The organism is Duganella hordei (genome assembly GCF_040369125.1).
Classification (GTDB): domain Bacteria; phylum Pseudomonadota; class Gammaproteobacteria; order Burkholderiales; family Burkholderiaceae_D; genus Rugamonas; species Rugamonas hordei.
On the sequence record NZ_BPWI01000004.1, the window covers coordinates 425120 to 439175 of the forward strand.

At 62.0% G+C, this 14056-nt stretch carries 16 protein-coding genes; 10 read left to right on the top strand and 6 right to left on the bottom strand.

The window, feature by feature from the left end; all coding sequences use genetic code 11:
• Positions 1-19: 19 nt before the first annotated feature.
• Positions 20-1966 carry an AMP-dependent synthetase/ligase gene (locus tag ABWW33_RS12580; RefSeq protein WP_444550993.1) on the bottom strand — a complete coding sequence of 649 codons (1947 nt, stop codon included), beginning with the start codon at positions 1964-1966 and terminating at the stop codon, positions 20-22.
• A 124-nt stretch (positions 1967-2090) separates the two neighbouring features.
• Between ABWW33_RS12580 and ABWW33_RS12585 the strand changes: the two genes are divergently transcribed.
• Positions 2091-2780 (top strand): Crp/Fnr family transcriptional regulator, encoded by a 690-nt coding sequence (locus ABWW33_RS12585; protein ID WP_176653484.1) that lies wholly within the window; start codon positions 2091-2093, stop codon positions 2778-2780.
• A 188-nt stretch (positions 2781-2968) separates the two neighbouring features.
• On the opposite strand, the gene ABWW33_RS12590 is transcribed toward ABWW33_RS12585, so the two are convergent.
• Together ABWW33_RS12590 and ABWW33_RS12595 are read right to left on the bottom strand one after the other, a co-directional pair.
• Positions 2969-3229 (bottom strand): HigA family addiction module antitoxin, encoded by a 261-nt coding sequence (locus tag ABWW33_RS12590; RefSeq protein WP_353401900.1) that lies wholly within the window; start codon positions 3227-3229, stop codon positions 2969-2971.
• Positions 3229-3507, bottom strand: coding sequence for a type II toxin-antitoxin system RelE/ParE family toxin (locus ABWW33_RS12595; RefSeq protein WP_176653483.1), 279 nt, complete (start codon positions 3505-3507; stop codon positions 3229-3231). The genes ABWW33_RS12590 and ABWW33_RS12595 overlap by 1 nt, the downstream gene beginning before the upstream one ends.
• A 165-nt stretch (positions 3508-3672) precedes the next feature.
• On the opposite strand from ABWW33_RS12595, the gene ABWW33_RS12600 reads away from it, so the two are divergent.
• The 6 genes from ABWW33_RS12600 (at position 3673) to ABWW33_RS12625 (ending at position 8498) form a co-directional block, all read left to right on the top strand.
• Complete coding sequence (locus ABWW33_RS12600; RefSeq protein ID WP_353401902.1) at positions 3673-5487, top strand: aminopeptidase P family protein; 1815 nt, start codon at positions 3673-3675, stop codon at positions 5485-5487.
• Positions 5484-5741: a hypothetical protein gene (locus ABWW33_RS12605; RefSeq protein WP_176653152.1), complete on the top strand. Its 258-nt coding sequence runs from the start codon at positions 5484-5486 to the stop codon at positions 5739-5741. The genes ABWW33_RS12600 and ABWW33_RS12605 overlap by 4 nt, the downstream gene beginning before the upstream one ends.
• Before the next feature lie 30 nt (positions 5742-5771).
• On the top strand, positions 5772-6518 hold the full coding sequence (locus tag ABWW33_RS12610; protein ID WP_176653151.1) for an MgtC/SapB family protein: 747 nt from the start codon (positions 5772-5774) through the stop codon (positions 6516-6518).
• Between the two features lie 4 nt (positions 6519-6522).
• On the top strand, positions 6523-7104 hold the full coding sequence (locus ABWW33_RS12615) for a DUF924 family protein (RefSeq protein WP_353401903.1): 582 nt from the start codon (positions 6523-6525) through the stop codon (positions 7102-7104).
• The gene (locus tag ABWW33_RS12620; RefSeq protein WP_353401904.1) at positions 7104-7922 is read left to right on the top strand and encodes a Rossmann-like and DUF2520 domain-containing protein; all 819 of its coding nucleotides are present in this window, start codon (positions 7104-7106) and stop codon (positions 7920-7922) included. Before ABWW33_RS12615 ends, ABWW33_RS12620 begins: the two co-directional genes overlap by 1 nt.
• A 213-nt stretch (positions 7923-8135) precedes the next feature.
• Entirely contained in the window at positions 8136-8498 is a 363-nt protein-coding gene (locus ABWW33_RS12625; RefSeq protein ID WP_176653148.1) for a hypothetical protein, read from the top strand.
• Here ABWW33_RS12625 and ABWW33_RS12630 read toward each other — a convergent pair.
• Positions 8495-9073, bottom strand: a complete 579-nt coding sequence (locus ABWW33_RS12630; protein ID WP_353401905.1) for a putative pterin-binding protein — start codon at positions 9071-9073, stop codon at positions 8495-8497. The genes ABWW33_RS12625 and ABWW33_RS12630 overlap by 4 nt on opposite strands.
• A gap of 43 nt (positions 9074-9116) precedes the next feature.
• Here ABWW33_RS12630 and ABWW33_RS12635 point away from each other — a divergent pair, with 43 nt between their 5' ends.
• The 3 genes from ABWW33_RS12635 to ABWW33_RS12645 all read left to right on the top strand — a co-directional run bounded on the left by ABWW33_RS12635 (position 9117) and on the right by ABWW33_RS12645 (position 11348).
• A complete protein-coding gene (locus ABWW33_RS12635; protein WP_353401907.1) occupies positions 9117-9716 on the top strand; it encodes an alpha-ketoglutarate-dependent dioxygenase AlkB family protein in 600 nt (199 codons plus the stop codon).
• 186 nt (positions 9717-9902) lie between these two features.
• Positions 9903-10493, top strand: coding sequence for an outer membrane beta-barrel protein (locus ABWW33_RS12640; protein WP_176653145.1), 591 nt, complete (start codon positions 9903-9905; stop codon positions 10491-10493).
• 201 nt (positions 10494-10694) lie between these two features.
• Positions 10695-11348 (top strand): hydrolase, encoded by a 654-nt coding sequence (locus tag ABWW33_RS12645; RefSeq protein WP_176653144.1) that lies wholly within the window; start codon positions 10695-10697, stop codon positions 11346-11348.
• 60 nt (positions 11349-11408) lie between these two features.
• Here ABWW33_RS12645 and ettA read toward each other — a convergent pair whose 3' ends face one another.
• Together ettA and rarD are read right to left on the bottom strand one after the other, a co-directional pair.
• Positions 11409-13076 carry an energy-dependent translational throttle protein EttA gene (gene ettA, locus ABWW33_RS12650; protein WP_176653143.1) on the bottom strand — a complete coding sequence of 556 codons (1668 nt, stop codon included), beginning with the start codon at positions 13074-13076 and terminating at the stop codon, positions 11409-11411.
• Between the two features lie 81 nt (positions 13077-13157).
• Positions 13158-14033 carry an EamA family transporter RarD gene (rarD, locus tag ABWW33_RS12655; protein ID WP_176653142.1) on the bottom strand — a complete coding sequence of 292 codons (876 nt, stop codon included), beginning with the start codon at positions 14031-14033 and terminating at the stop codon, positions 13158-13160.
• Positions 14034-14056: the final 23 nt, after the last annotated feature.

A 14056-nucleotide genomic window follows, 5' to 3' on the forward strand; every position in this document is an offset into this window, starting at 1 on the left:
TGTCGTCCTCCATTCCGACCTAGGCCGCTGCCTGGATGGCAGGGAAGGTCTTGCACGGTTCGATCTTCAGATCCGCCGCCACCAGCCCGGTGCGCCCATCCTCGAACTTGACCTGCGTTTCGATGTACTGCGAAGTCTTGCCGCTGTAGAGCGCATCGATCAGCACCGCGTATTTTTCGGCGATGAACTTGCGCCGCACCTTGCGCGTGCGTGTCAGCTCGTCGTCGTCGGGATCGAGCTCCTTGTGCAGCACCAGGTAGCGGTGGATCTGCGTGTCGCTCGTCATCGGCTCGGCGGCCAGGTCGGCGTTGACCTGCTCGATGCAGTCGCGCACCAGGCCATAGACCTGCGGATGCGCGGCCAGGTCGGTGTAGCCCGAATAGGCGATGCTGCGGCGCTCGGCCCAGTTGCCCACGGCCTCGATGTCGATGTTGATGAAGGCGCAGACCTCGTCGCGCTTATCGCCGAACACCACCGCCTCCTTGATGAAGGGGAAGAACTTGAGCTTGTTCTCGACGTAGTTGGGCGCGAAGATGGCGCCGCCGTTCATCCTGCCCACGTCCGCCGCGCGGTCGATGATCTTCAGGTGGCCTTCGTGGTCGAACAGGCCGGCGTCGCCGGTATGGAAGTAGCCCTGCGCGTCGATCGCCTCGGCGGTGGCGTCGGGACGCTTGTAATAGCAGTCCATCAAGGTTGGCGATTTGACCAGCACCTCGCCGTTGTCGGCCAGCTTGACCTCCACGCCCGGCGCCGGCAGGCCGACGCTGTCGAACTTGATCTGGCCGTCCGGCTGCAGACATATATATGCGCAGGTTTCGGTGGAGCCGTAGAACTGCTTCAGGTTGACGCCGATGGAGCGATAGAAGCGAAACAGGTCCGGGCCGATCGCCGCGCCTGCGGTGTAGGCGACCCGCACGCGCGAGAGGCCCAGCACGTTTTTCAGCGGGCCGTAGACCAGCATCTTGCCCAGCGCGTACGACAGCCGGTCGCCCGGCGCCACCGGTTTGCCGTCGAGGATGTCGGAACCGCAGCGGCGCGCCACCGCCATGAAGTAATGGAACATGCGGCGCTTGATCGCGCCCGCGTCTTCCATCCGTATCATCACCGTGGTCAGCATGTTTTCGAACACGCGCGGCGGAGCGAAGTAATAAGTAGGGCCGATTTCGCGCATATCGGTCATCACGGTGTCGCCGGATTCGGGACAGTTGACGGTGAAGCCGGCCGTCATCGCCTGGGCGAAGGAGAACAGGCAGTCGCCCACCCAGGCCATCGGCAGGTAGGACAGGATGTCTTCCTCGTCGGTGAGCTTTTCAAAGCCGACGCCGCCGGTGCCGGCCGCGATCAGCGCGGCGTGGGTCTGGCACACGCCTTTCGGCTTGCCGGTGGTGCCGGAGGTGTAGAGGATGATGGCGTTGTCGCCGCCCTTGCCGGCGTTGACGGCGGCGTCGAACTTGCCGGGATTGGCCTTGTCCCATTCGCGGCCCAGCTCCTGCAGCCGGGCGAAGGACAGCAGACCCGTCTGGCGGTAGTGGCGCATGCCGCGCTCGTCGTCGTAGGCGATGTGCTCGATGTGTGGATATAAAGATTGCAATTCAAGCAGCTTGTCGACCTGTTCCTGGTCTTCGACGACGGCGTAGCGGATCTCGGCGTTTTCCAGCACATAGGCCATGTCGGCGGCGGGGGCGTCCTGGTACAGGGGGACCGGCACGCCGCCCAGGCATTGCGCGGCCAGCATGGACCAGTACAGGCGCGGACGGTTGTCGCCGATGATGGCCAGGTTCATGCCGCGTTCGAAGCCCAGCGACGCCAGGCCGCAAGCAAGCGCCCGCACCTCGTCGCCCACCTGCGCCCAGGTCCAGCTTTGCCAGATGCCCAGGTATTTTTCGCGAAACGCGGGTTTCCCCGGGCGGACCTGGGCATGCGTCAGCAGCCAGCGTGGAAAGGTCTCGTTCTGTGTATGCACCAGTGTCTCCCTGTTGCCATCTATTTATGATGATGCCGCTTTTTTATGTGATGATATTAGCCTGCCGCAGAAAGGGAAGTTGTCTTTTCGGCGACATTTGATCGAACTTTCTATGGTGCGTCGCAATATGTCTGATCGGAATCAAATTACTCTAAAAGAAGCTTTGCGTTCGGCGATCTGGGCCCAGGGCCTGACGCCGGAACAAATGGCGCGCGTCGAGGCCGATACCTTTGAAACTTTCGTTCCCAAGGGCGGCTATGTTTGTCGCAAGGGCGAAATGGTGGAGCATTGGCTGGGTATTATGGAAGGCATGGTCAAGATGACCAATTTCTCCGCTGCCGGTAAAAGCGTTTCTTTTACCGGCGTGCCGCCGGGTGGCTGGTTTGGCGAAGGTTCGCTTTTAAAGAAAGAAATCCTTAAATATGATGCGATGACCTTGCGCGATAGCCGCATCGCGCGCATGCCTATGTCAACTTTTCATTGGCTGCTGGAATCAAGTTTGCCGTTCACCCGTTTCCTTTTAATGCAGTTGAACGAGCGCCTGGGCCAGTTTATCGGCATGGTGGAAAATGACCGTTTATTGAATCCGGATACCCGGGTGGCGCGCTGTCTCGTTTCCATGTTTAACTCCCACCTTTATCCGGGATTGGAGAAGCTGGTGCAGATATCGCAGGAGGAATTGGGATTGCTGTCCGGCGCGTCCCGGCAGCGCGCAAACCAGGCATTGCAGCTTTTGGAAAAACAAGGCTTGCTCAGCCTTGATTATGGCGGCATTCGCATTCTGGATCTTGAAGGTTTGCGCCGTTACGAAGCCTGAAACAGGTTTCTATAATCGTCGAAAAGCTCCCGTATGGGAGCTTTTTTTCGTTTGGGCCGCGCAACACCCTTGAATCATGCTGGTTTTTGGCACGTTCTAGCCAGATTTCGGCATGTGGAGCTTGCAGCAGAGCGATCAGGGAGCGAGGCTACCTGCTCGATGACTAATAAGATCCGAGGAGTTGATATTCAGGCGGCGCTACGCAGCTTTGCCTGCCAGCGGTCGTACATTTCTTGCATGGCGAGCCAGCTTTCAGGTGAACGTCCTAAACCTGCAGATAAGCGCTGGGCCATTGCGGCAGTTACCCTGCCACGGCCATTTAAAATGCGATTTAAGGTTGACGGTGCTACTCCCAACTTTTCCGCGCATTGGCGGCCACTTAATTTTTGTGGACGCAGATATACTTCTAAAATAAATTCACCAGGATGGAGAGGGTTGTGCATTTCCATTAGTGATAATCCTCATAATCAACTACATAAGCATTGCCTTGATTGAATTCAAACGTCATGCGCCAATTAGCACTTACTGTAACTGCCCAGCGGGGCAGCGTTAATCCCTTCAATCGATGAAAATAATATCCTGGTTGATTCATGTCATCAATTTTTTGAGCGGAGTGTAATGCAGTCAACAGCATTTGCAGCCGCTTTGAATGTTTAGGCTGAATACCGGCAAGATTCCCGGTTTCAAAAAACCGGCGCAAACCTTTGTGCTGGAATGAGACGATCATGATCACTATAGCTTTCGGCATGTCGCGTAACAAGCTGAGCGATTAAATCATTTCCACTTTCCATACGTCTGGCGACAGATCAAACTTCGGAACCAGCGCCCCGGGCAATCGCGGTATCATAGCGACAAGCTATGCCGCACCGGCGGCGCATTAGAAGTGAAATCCATGCAAACTCCAGACACCTCCCAAGTCGTCGAGCGCCTCGCGCTGTTGAGGACGGCGATGCATCAGCAACAGATCGATGCGCTGATGGTGCCGTCGGCCGACCCCCACCTTTCCGAATACCTGCCCGAACGCTGGCAGGGGCGCGAATGGCTGTCCGGCTTCACCGGTTCGGTCGGCACCTTCATCATCACGCCTGACTTTGCCGGCGTCTGGACCGACGCCCGCTACTGGACCCAGGCCGAGCAGCAACTGGCCGGCACCGGCATCCAGCTGATGAAACTGACCTCCGGCGCCAGCGTCCAATATGTCGACTGGCTCGCCGCCAACCTGAAAGCCGGCCAGACCGCCGCCGTCGACGGCGCCGTGCTGGGCCTGTCGATTGCCCGCCTGCTGGAGCAGGCCCTGGCCGCCGCCGGCGTCAAACTGCGCACCGATATTGATTTATTGCAACAAATTTGGGTCGACCGCCCGCCATTGCCGGCCGCGCCGGTGTACGAGCACCTGCCGCCGTACGCGTCGAAAACCCGGGTCGAAAAACTGGCCGAGCTGCGCGGCGCGATGCAGCAGTTGGGCGCCCAGCGCCATCTGATTTCCACGCTCGACGACATCGCCTACCTGTTCAACCTGCGCGGCGCAGACGTCAATTACAACCCGATCTTCCTGTCGCACGCGCTGATTGCCCCCAGCCGCGCCACGCTGTTTGTCGCCGGCGGCAAGATTCCGGCCGAACTCATCACCGCGCTGACGGAAGACGGCGTCGATGTTGCACCATACGAAACGATTTCCGTCGCGTTGGCCACGCTGCCGGCCGACAGCACGCTGCTGATCGACCCGCGCCGCATCACCTACGGCACCCGTCAATGGGTACCGGCCACGGTCAAAGTCATCGAGTCGATCAACCCGACCACCTTCGCCAAGTCCAAAAAGAGCGACGCGGACGCCGCCCACGTGCGCGCGGCGATGGAGCAGGACGGCGCCGCCCTGTGCGAATTCTTCACCTGGCTTGACAAAACGCTGGCCGACCCGCAGCGCGCGCCGTTGACCGAAGTGGCGATCGACCACCACATCACGGCGGCGCGCGCGCGGCGTCCGGGTTTCGTCAGCCCGAGCTTCTCGACCATCGCCGGCTTCCGCTCGAACGGCGCGATCATGCACTACCGCGCCACCGAGGCGCAGCACTCCATCATTGAAGGCGACGGCCTGCTGCTGATCGATTCCGGCGGCCAGTACCTGGGCGGCACCACCGACATCACCCGCGTGGTCGGCGTCGGCAGCATCACGGCGGAGCACAAGCGCGACTTCACGCTGGTGCTCAAGGGCGTGATCGCCTTGTCGTCGGCGCGCTTCCCGCGCGGGACCAGGTCACCGATGCTGGACGCCATCGCCCGCGCGCCGCTGTGGGCCGAAGGCCTGGACTTTGGCCACGGCACCGGCCACGGCGTCGGCTACTTCCTCAACGTGCACGAAGGTCCGCAGTCGATTTCGCAATCCGCGATGCCGGAGCCGCATACCGCCATGGAGCCCGGCATGATCACCTCGATCGAGCCAGGCCTGTACCGGCCCGGCAAATGGGGCATCCGCATCGAGAACCTGGTGCTGAACCGCCCGGCGGGCCAGACCGAATTCGGCGACTTCCTGCAGTTCGAAACGCTGACGCTGTGCCCGATCGACACCCGCTGCATGGCCGCCGATCTGCTGCGCGACGACGAAAAACAATGGCTGAACAACTACCACGCCACGGTGCGCGAGCGCCTGTCGCCGCTGTTGTCGGGCGACGCGCTGGCGTGGCTGAACCAACGAACGGAGGCACTATGAGCGGCCGCGCAACCCGGGCCACAACGGCCGTCGACCGCCTGAAAGTCCGCAGCGGCAATCCGAAATATTCGATGTCGCGCACCGGCAGCGGCCATTTCTTCCTGACCGAAGGCGCCGGCCAGCCGCCGCTGTGCGCGCCGCTGGAACTGGACGATTTCGTCGCCTTCGTCAACGGCATTTCGCCTGCGGCGCCCAAGCGGGTCAGCAAACTCGATGTGGCGTTCGAAAAACAGCTCGTAAAAAAAGCGCCGTAAAACGGCGCGACATAACTAGAAAGGGCGGGTATGCCGTCGATCGAATTCCTGTTTGCCTATTGGTCCGCCCACGAGATCGCCACCAACGGCGTCATCCTGCTCAATTTGGTCGGCGCACTGCTGCTTGGCCTGATGGTCGGCTATGAGCGTTCGTATCACGGCCGCGCGGCAGGCATGCGCACCTACGGCCTGGTATGCATGGCGTCCGCCGCGCTGACGGTGATCGGCGGCTATCCCGGCGACTGGTTCGGCGGCCATGCCGGCCACACCATACTGACTTCCGATCCAACCCGCATCGTGCAGGGGATTGTTACCGGCATTGGCTTCCTTGGCGCCGGCGTCATCATGCGCGAAGGTTTCAACATCAGCGGCTTGACGACGGCGGCGTCGATCTGGGCGTCGTCGGTGATCGGTGTCATGGTCGGCATCGGCTTCTACCTGGGCGCCATCGGGCTGTCGATATTGTGCGCCGGCGCGATGATATTCCTGTCAAAGTTGGAAGCCTGGCTGCCGTCGCGCCATGCGATCGCGATCACCATGCGCTTCAAGGAAGGCTATATGCCGCAAGAGCCGGCGCTGCGCGCGCTGGCGCTGCAGCGCGGTTATGAAATCGCCGGTGGCTCGCTGATGATCGGCAGCGATGCAGGCATGCAGGAGTGGCGCTTCGTCGCCATCGCGCTGAGCAAGCGCAGCGGCGCGCCGATGTCCGTGCTGTCGGCCGAGCTGGCGGTGTTTGACGGTATCCACAGCTTCCAGCTGTCGCACGCACGGAACTAAGGCCATGAACGCACACGCCCAGGCCGTATTCGATTTCTGGTTCCAGCCGTCGCCGGGCCAGCAGGCAGACGCGCCGCGCCGCGAGTGGTTCCAGAAGGACGACGCCTTCGACCGTGAAATCGCGCTACGCTTCGGCGAACAGATAGACCAGGCGCTGGCCGGCGGCCTGCATGGATGGGAAGCGGAAGGCCCGCAGTCGGCGCTGGCGCGCATCCTGGTGCTGGACCAATTCTGCCGCAACGTTTATCGCGGCACGCCGCTGGCGTTTGCCGGCGACCACCAGGCATTGCAGGCGGCGCTCGACATGGTCGATGCGGAGCAGGACCTGGAACTGCCGCCGTTGCAGCGCGCCTTTGTCTACCTGCCTTTCGAGCACGCGGAAGACATGGCGATGCAGGAGCAGGCGGTGGCTTTGTTCACGCGCATGGAAGGCAGCAACGGCATCGCCGGCATGCTCGATTACGCCAAACGACACCGCGAAGTGATACGCCGCTTCGGCCGCTTCCCGCACCGTAACGCGATCCTGGGCCGCACCTCGACGCCGGCGGAAGCCGAGTTCCTGAAGCAGCCGGGATCGGGCTTCTGATGGTGGCGACGCTCAACCTGATCGGCGCCGGCCATGTGGGCCGCGTGCTGGGCCGCCTGTTGGCGGCGCAGGGAGGCTACACTGTCCAGCAGGTGCTGACACGCTCGGCGTCGAGCGCGCGGCAGGCGGTGGCCTTCATCGGCGCGGGTGCGGCGGTGGAGCGCTACGACCAGCTGCAGCCTGCCGCCGTGCACGTGCTGGCCGTCGGCGACGACCAGATCGTTCCGGCCTGCGCGGCGCTGGCGGAGGCCGTGCCGCTGGCAGGCAGCATAGTGTTTCACTGCAGCGGGGCGCTGGCCTCCAGCCAGCTGCAAGCGGCGCGCGACGCCGGCGCATGGGTGGCCAGCGTGCATCCGATCCGCAGCTTTGCCGATCCGGCGGCGGTGGCCGCGCAATTTGCCGGGACCTTTTGCGGCATCGAAGGCGACGCCGCCGCGCTGGCCGTGCTGACGCCCGCGTTGCAGGCGATAGGCGCGCAGCCGGTGCCGATCGACGCGTCGGCCAAGACCGTGTATCACGCCGCCGCCGTCTTCGCCAGCAACTACCTGGTCACCGTGCTGGACGCAGCGTTGCGCGCCTACCAGGCGGCCGGCATTCCGGAACCGGTGGCGCGCCGGATGGCGCAGCCGTTGGCCACCGAGTCGATGGCCAATGTGTTCCGCCTGGGCGCTGCGGCCGCGCTCAGCGGGCCGGTCGCGCGCGGCGACATGGTCACCGTCGAACGCCAGCAGCGCGCCGTCACGCAATGGGATGCGGCGACCGGCGAGTTGTACCGGGCGCTGGTGGCGCCGACCGCCGATCTGGCGCGCCGCAAGTAGGCCGGCTGCGCTGCCCGGCCCGTTATCTTCTTGAAAATTACTACTTACTAACTATATTTCAGGTAGGCGTTGCAGTTTTATTGGTACGAATTCACAAATAAGTGGCGGGATTAGTCGACAAACAGCTCAATTAGCAATAAGCTTGTTTCTTAGAATGTTTTCTTTTGAGAATCTAGCAACAAGCCGGCGCGCGAAAAGGATAGGGGTAAGAACATGTTATTTCTGAAAAGTACGACCGTCACGAAAGCGCCTGGGATTTACGACGTAGATATCGCCGCCAAACCGCCGGGCAAGACCTTCGGCGTGTTCATGGCCACCGATCCGGACAATCCCCCGACCGAAATCCTGGCCGCGCTCGCCGCCATGGGCTTCAAGAATACCTACAGCGGTGGTTACACCCACAAAGACCGCGGCAAGGTGCTGGACCTGCACTTCCAGAAGGACGGCACCGACCTGTTCCAGGGCTGGAAGGCGGAGGAGATGGAAGCCAATATGGCCGCCATCACCGCGCTGTTCAGCGGCATCGGCATCACCATCGCGCCGCGCGTAATGACTTTAGCCGAAGCCTACGCTTAGACTTCGATGTGATACAGCGCCCACGGGCAGGAACCGAACCGCTCCGCGAGCGGTTTGACTGCCATCTCGGGCACCTTGTCGGCATCGTAGATCGCCCATAGCGGACCGAGTCCGCCCAGCGCCATCGGCGCGCCATCCAGATGGGTGGCGACGATCCAGCGCTGCGCGCGCGCCTGCGCCACCGTGATCGTGGCCGCATAGCCATCCACCGCGCGCAACACCAGCTTGCCGTTGTCGCTCAATGCCGCACCGGCCGCCTTCATCACGTCCAGCAGCAGAGGGCCGCGCAGCGTGTGCGGCTTGCTGTCGTATTCCAGCGTCGGATGGATGGTAATGCTGGGCAGCGCCGCCAGCGCGGCGAAATCGAAACCATGCGCCTTGTCGAAGGTCAGCTTTTGCTTGAACATCATCTGGTCCAGCACCGGGTCGAAGCGGCCGCGGTTGGGCTTGCCGATCGCGCCGGTGACGGTGAGCAGCGCCGGGCCGGCGCTCTTGGCGGCGGCGCGCGCAGGCAAGGCTGTTGCTGCGGCCATGCCGGCCAACGCGGCGGTGCCCAGGAACTGGCGTTTTTTCATGCGGTTCACTCCTCGATGACGTAGTGCCGGTATCATACCGCGCATGGATCTTTTTGCCGACGACACCAGCCTGACCGCCATCCCCATCGAGGACGGCGAACTGTGGTTTCAGCAGCGGCTGGCGCTGGACCTGGCGCCGGCCGAAGTCATGCAGCGCCTGCTCGACGAAACCGACTGGCGCGCCGAGGAAATCCAGGTGTGGGGCAAGCTGCACCTGCAGCCGCGCCTGTCGGCCTGGCATGGCGAGGCCAGCTACCGTTACTCCGGCAAGACCTTCCACCCGCTGCCGTTCACGCCGCTGCAGCTGCACATCAAGCAGGCGGTGGAAAAGGCCACCGGCCGCCAGTTCAACAGCGTGCTGCTGAACTACTATCGCAACGAGCGCGACAGCATGGGCTTCCATGCCGACGACGAGCGCGAGCTGGGGCCGGATCCGGCTGTCGCGTCGGTCAGTTTCGGCGATCCGCGCACCTTCATCCTCAAGCACCGGCGTCTGCCGAAGACCGTCAAGCTGGCGCTGGGCGACGGCTGCCTGCTGCTGATGGCGGGCGCGCTGCAGCGGCACTGGCTGCACGGCATCAACAAGGAACGCGCCGCGCGCGGTCCGCGCATCAATTTGACCTTCCGCCTGATAATGCCTTAAGCCTCTCTTAAGTTTGGCTTGGAAGGTTTTTTACCTGCAATCGTTCGGCTTACATCCTGTCACACTTCTTACTAATTCGGTGGTGACGGGTGTTGGTTGGAGTGCTATCTTGGTTCCATCGCAATTCAAAGAACTGCGATCCCAAGCAAGTCCTGCTTCAACCATTTTGCTGAAAGATCCAATACCATGAAAAAAATTCTGTTCGCATTAGTTGCTTCCGCAGCCGCCTTGGGCGGTACTTCCGCATACGCCGCCGATGATGCCGGCACCGCCTACATCGGCGCCGGCGTCGTGGGCAGCCACTACAAGTTCGACGTGCCGAATACGACCACGTCCAGCGACCGTAGCGGCGACAAGGCCACCGGCAAAATCTTCGCCGGCTACAACATCGACAAGACCTGGGCGGTTGAAGGCGGTTATACCGACTTCGGCAGCAAGGCGTTTAACTACACCGACGCCACCGGCGCCGCCGGCCGTATCGAGAGCGATGCCCACTCCTTCTATCTGGCGGGCAAGGGCAGCTGGCCGGTGAACGAGCAGGTCGCCCTGTTCGGCAAGCTGGGCGTGGCGCGCAACCACAACAGCGTGGACACCTCGGGCGTCGCCTCGGTCAGCGGCGGCAGCAACAAGAACGCGCTGTACGCATCGGTGGGCGCGGAATACGCGATCAACAAGAACGTCAAGGTCTCGCTGGAGTATGAAAACTACGGCAAGAACGACATCGATGTGGGCCGCAAAAACGGTGCCATCACCGCCGGACTGCGCTACAACTTCTAAGCCGCTCCAGCGTCGGGAAAGCCGCCTTCGAGGCGGCTTTTTTGCGCCTATATTTGATAATCGAAAATTTCGAATATGATTGGCAAAATTTTCCGTTTTTCTTTTGAGTCAGGATGGAAGATACTTCATTCCAGCAGAGAAAACACCGCAAACAACGCGGATCCGAAAATCGAAATTATTGAATATAGACTGGAGATTCACATGCCTACCGCTATCGCTAAACCAGGAAGCACCCTGCTCGATCCAAGCAACCACACGCTGATCATGATCGATCACCAATCGCAGATGTCCTTCGCCACCAAGTCCATCGACCCGGTACAGCTGCGCAACAACGTCGCGCTGGTCGCCAAGGCCGCCAAGGGCTTCAACGTGCCGACGATCCTGACCACGGTCGCGGAAAAATCGTTCTCCGGCCCCATCTTCGACGAAATCAAATCCGTGTTCCCGGACCAGGCGGCCATCGACCGCACCACCATGAACACCTGGGAAGATCCACGCATCGCCGAGCGCGTCAACGCCATCGGCAAAGGCAAGATCGTGCTGGCCGGCCTGTGGACTTCGGTATGTATCGTCGGCCCCGCGTTGTCGGCGCTGGACCAGGGCTTCGAGGTCTACGTGATCACCGACGCCAGCGGCGACGTGTCCGACGAAGCGCATGAGCGCGCTGTCGAGCGCATGGTGCAGTTGGGCGCCCGTCCGATGACCTCGCTGCAGTATCTGCTCGAACTGCAGCGCGACTGGGCGCGCGGCGAAACCTACAACGAGACCGTGGCGACCTCGATAGCCCATGGCGGCGGCTACGGCCTCGGCCTGATCTACGCCAAGACCATGTTCGGCGCGGCGGAAGGCCATTAATGCGAAAACCCCGAAAGCCGTCGCCGGCTTTCGGGGTTTGTCGTTGCCCGCGTCGTAGATTTAGACGGTCAGCGGTTTGTAGCGGATGCGTTTTGGCTTCGCGCCTTCCTCGCCCAGTCGTTTCTTCTTGTCGGCTTCGTATTCCTGATAGTTGCCGTCGAAGAAGGTGACCTGCGAGTTGCCTTCGAACGCCAGGATGTGCGTGGCGATACGGTCGAGGAACCAGCGATCGTGGGAAATCACCAGCACGGAGCCGGCGAATTCCAGCAGCGCATCTTCCAGCGCGCGCAGGGTTTCCACGTCCAGATCGTTCGACGGTTCATCCAGCAGCAGCACGTTGCCGCCCTTGAGCAGCGTCTTGGCCAGGTGCAGACGGCCGCGTTCGCCGCCGGACAGGTTGCCGACGATCTTCTGCTGGTCCGAACCCTTGAAGTTGAAGCGGCCCAGGTAGGCGCGCGACGGCATGTCGAAGCGGCCGACGCTGAGCATGTCGGCGCCACCGGACACGTCCTCGAACACGGTCTTGGCGTCGCCCAGCGTGTCGCGGCTCTGGTCGACCAGCGAGATGCGCGCGGTCTGGCCGATCACCACTTCGCCGCTGTCCGGCTTGTCGAGGCCGGCGATCATCTTGAACAAGGTCGATTTACCGGCGCCGTTCGGGCCGATGATGCCGACGATCGCGCCCGGCGGAATGGTGAACGACACATTGTCGATCAGCAGGCGGTCGCCAAACGCTTTCGAGACGTTCTTGAACTCGATCACTTCATTGCCCAGGCGCTCGGCCACAGGGATGAAGATCTCCTGGGTCTCGTTGCGTTTCTGGTATTCGTACTCGCTCAGCTCGTTGAAGCGGGCCAGGCGGGCCTTGGACTTGGCCTGGCGCGCCTTCGGATTCTGGCGCGACCATTCCAATTCCTTCTGCAGCGCCTTCTGGCGCGCCGATTCGGTGGCTTCTTCCTGCTTCAGGCGGTTGGACTTCTGGTCCAGCCACGACGAGTAGTTGCCTTTCCACGGGATGCCGTGGCCGCGGTCCAGTTCCAGAATCCATTCGGCGGCGTTGTCCAGGAAGTAGCGATCGTGGGTGATGCCGACCACGGTGCCCGGGAAGCGCAGCAGGAATTGTTCGAGCCATTCGACGGACTCGGCGTCCAGGTGGTTGGTCGGTTCGTCGAGCAGCAGCATGTCCGGCTTGGACAGCAGCAGCTTGCACAGCGCCACGCGGCGCTTTTCACCGCCGGACAGCACGCCGATCTTGGCTTCCCAAGGCGGCAGGCGCAGCGCGTCGGCGGCCATTTCCAGTTGCAGGTTCAGGTTGCCGCCGTCGGAGGTCGAGATGATCGCTTCCAGCCGCGCCTGTTCGGTGGCCAGCGCGTCGAAGTCCGCGTCTTCGTCGGCGTAGGCGGCGTACACGGCTTCCAGCTTGGCTTGCGCCTCGAACGCTTCGCCCAGGCCGGACTCGACTTCCTGGCGCACGGTTTTTTCCGGATCCAGCTGCGGTTCCTGCGGCAGGTAGCCGATGTTCAGGCCCGGCATCGGCACGGCTTCGCCCTGGATGTCGGTGTCGAGGCCTGCCATAATTTTCAGCAAGGTCGACTTACCGGAGCCGTTCAGGCCCAGCACGCCGATCTTGGCGCCCGGGAAGAAGGACAGCGAAATATCTTTCAGGATCTGGCGCTTGGGCGGGACGATTTTGCCCACGCGGTTCATGGTATAGACGTAATTTGCCATTGAGAATCTCGGTAATATTTTTTAAATGCATGGAAAAGCCAGGAAGGACGACAGGATACGATAAATCCCGCCGCCCGCCCACTATTTAGCGCGGCGGCTGACCCACAGCCCCTCGGCCACGTACAGCAGCAGCGCGCTCCAGATGATGACGAAGCCGATCAGCCGCGCCTGCGGGAAGGTTTCGTGGAACACCCACACGCCCAGCAGCGCCTGCATGCTGGGCGACAGGTATTGCAGCAGGCCCAGCACCGACATCGGGATCTTGCGCGCGCCGGCCGCGAACATCACCAGCGGAATCGCGGTGATCGGCCCGGCCGCCGCCAGCAGCCAGCGGGTGCTGTCGTTGGGGCTGTTGATGAAGGTGTTCTGGCCATGCAAGGTCAGCCACAGCACATACACCAGCGCCAGCGGGAACAGCAGCATGGTTTCCAGCGACAGGCCCTCCAGCGCCGCCAGCGCGGCGGTCTTGCGCAGCAGGCCGTAGCCGCCGAAGGTGATGCCTAAAATTAAGGCAATCCACGGCAGCTGGCCGGCCGACCAGGTCAGCCAGGCCACGCCGCAGGCGGCCACGCCGATGGCGATCCACTGGGCGCGGCGCAGCTTTTCCTTCAGCACCAGCAAGCCCAGCAGCACGTTGACCAGCGGATTGATGAAGTAGCCGAGGCTGGCGTCGATGACGTGACCGTTGTTGACCGACCAGATGTAGACGAACCAGTTGGCCGTCAGCAGCACGGCGCTGGCGATAAAGCTGCCCAGCACACGCGGCTGCCGCAGCACCCGCGGCAGCCACTTCCATTGCTGGCGGACGGTCAGCACCAGGCCCAGGAACAACAGCGACCACAGCATGCGGTGCGCCAGGATTTCCATCGCCGGCACTTCGCCGATGGCGTGGAAATACAACGGGAACAAGCCCCAGCAAAAGAACGCGAATGTGGCGTACAGGATACCTGTGTTCATGTGGGGCGGTGGCGGGGAGGGGG

What these genes read in the sequence shown, in the direction of transcription:
- ABWW33_RS12615 (WP_353401903.1), top strand. Translation starts at nt 6,523, where the DNA reads ATGAACGCACACGCCCAGGCCGTATTCGATTTCTGGTTCCAGCCGTCG.
- ABWW33_RS12595 (WP_176653483.1), bottom strand. Translation starts at nt 3,507, where the DNA reads ATGATCGTCTCATTCCAGCACAAAGGTTTGCGCCGGTTTTTTGAAACC.
- ettA (WP_176653143.1), bottom strand. Translation starts at nt 13,076, where the DNA reads ATGGCAAATTACGTCTATACCATGAACCGCGTGGGCAAAATCGTCCCG.
- ABWW33_RS12625 (WP_176653148.1), top strand. Translation starts at nt 8,136, where the DNA reads ATGTTATTTCTGAAAAGTACGACCGTCACGAAAGCGCCTGGGATTTAC.
- ABWW33_RS12620 (WP_353401904.1), top strand. Translation starts at nt 7,104, where the DNA reads ATGGTGGCGACGCTCAACCTGATCGGCGCCGGCCATGTGGGCCGCGTG.
- ABWW33_RS12635 (WP_353401907.1), top strand. Translation starts at nt 9,117, where the DNA reads ATGGATCTTTTTGCCGACGACACCAGCCTGACCGCCATCCCCATCGAG.
- ABWW33_RS12645 (WP_176653144.1), top strand. Translation starts at nt 10,695, where the DNA reads ATGCCTACCGCTATCGCTAAACCAGGAAGCACCCTGCTCGATCCAAGC.
- rarD (WP_176653142.1), bottom strand. Translation starts at nt 14,033, where the DNA reads ATGAACACAGGTATCCTGTACGCCACATTCGCGTTCTTTTGCTGGGGC.
- ABWW33_RS12630 (WP_353401905.1), bottom strand. Translation starts at nt 9,073, where the DNA reads ATGAAAAAACGCCAGTTCCTGGGCACCGCCGCGTTGGCCGGCATGGCC.
- ABWW33_RS12585 (WP_176653484.1), top strand. Translation starts at nt 2,091, where the DNA reads ATGTCTGATCGGAATCAAATTACTCTAAAAGAAGCTTTGCGTTCGGCG.
- ABWW33_RS12640 (WP_176653145.1), top strand. Translation starts at nt 9,903, where the DNA reads ATGAAAAAAATTCTGTTCGCATTAGTTGCTTCCGCAGCCGCCTTGGGC.
- ABWW33_RS12605 (WP_176653152.1), top strand. Translation starts at nt 5,484, where the DNA reads ATGAGCGGCCGCGCAACCCGGGCCACAACGGCCGTCGACCGCCTGAAA.
- ABWW33_RS12590 (WP_353401900.1), bottom strand. Translation starts at nt 3,229, where the DNA reads ATGGAAATGCACAACCCTCTCCATCCTGGTGAATTTATTTTAGAAGTA.
- ABWW33_RS12600 (WP_353401902.1), top strand. Translation starts at nt 3,673, where the DNA reads ATGCAAACTCCAGACACCTCCCAAGTCGTCGAGCGCCTCGCGCTGTTG.
- ABWW33_RS12610 (WP_176653151.1), top strand. Translation starts at nt 5,772, where the DNA reads ATGCCGTCGATCGAATTCCTGTTTGCCTATTGGTCCGCCCACGAGATC.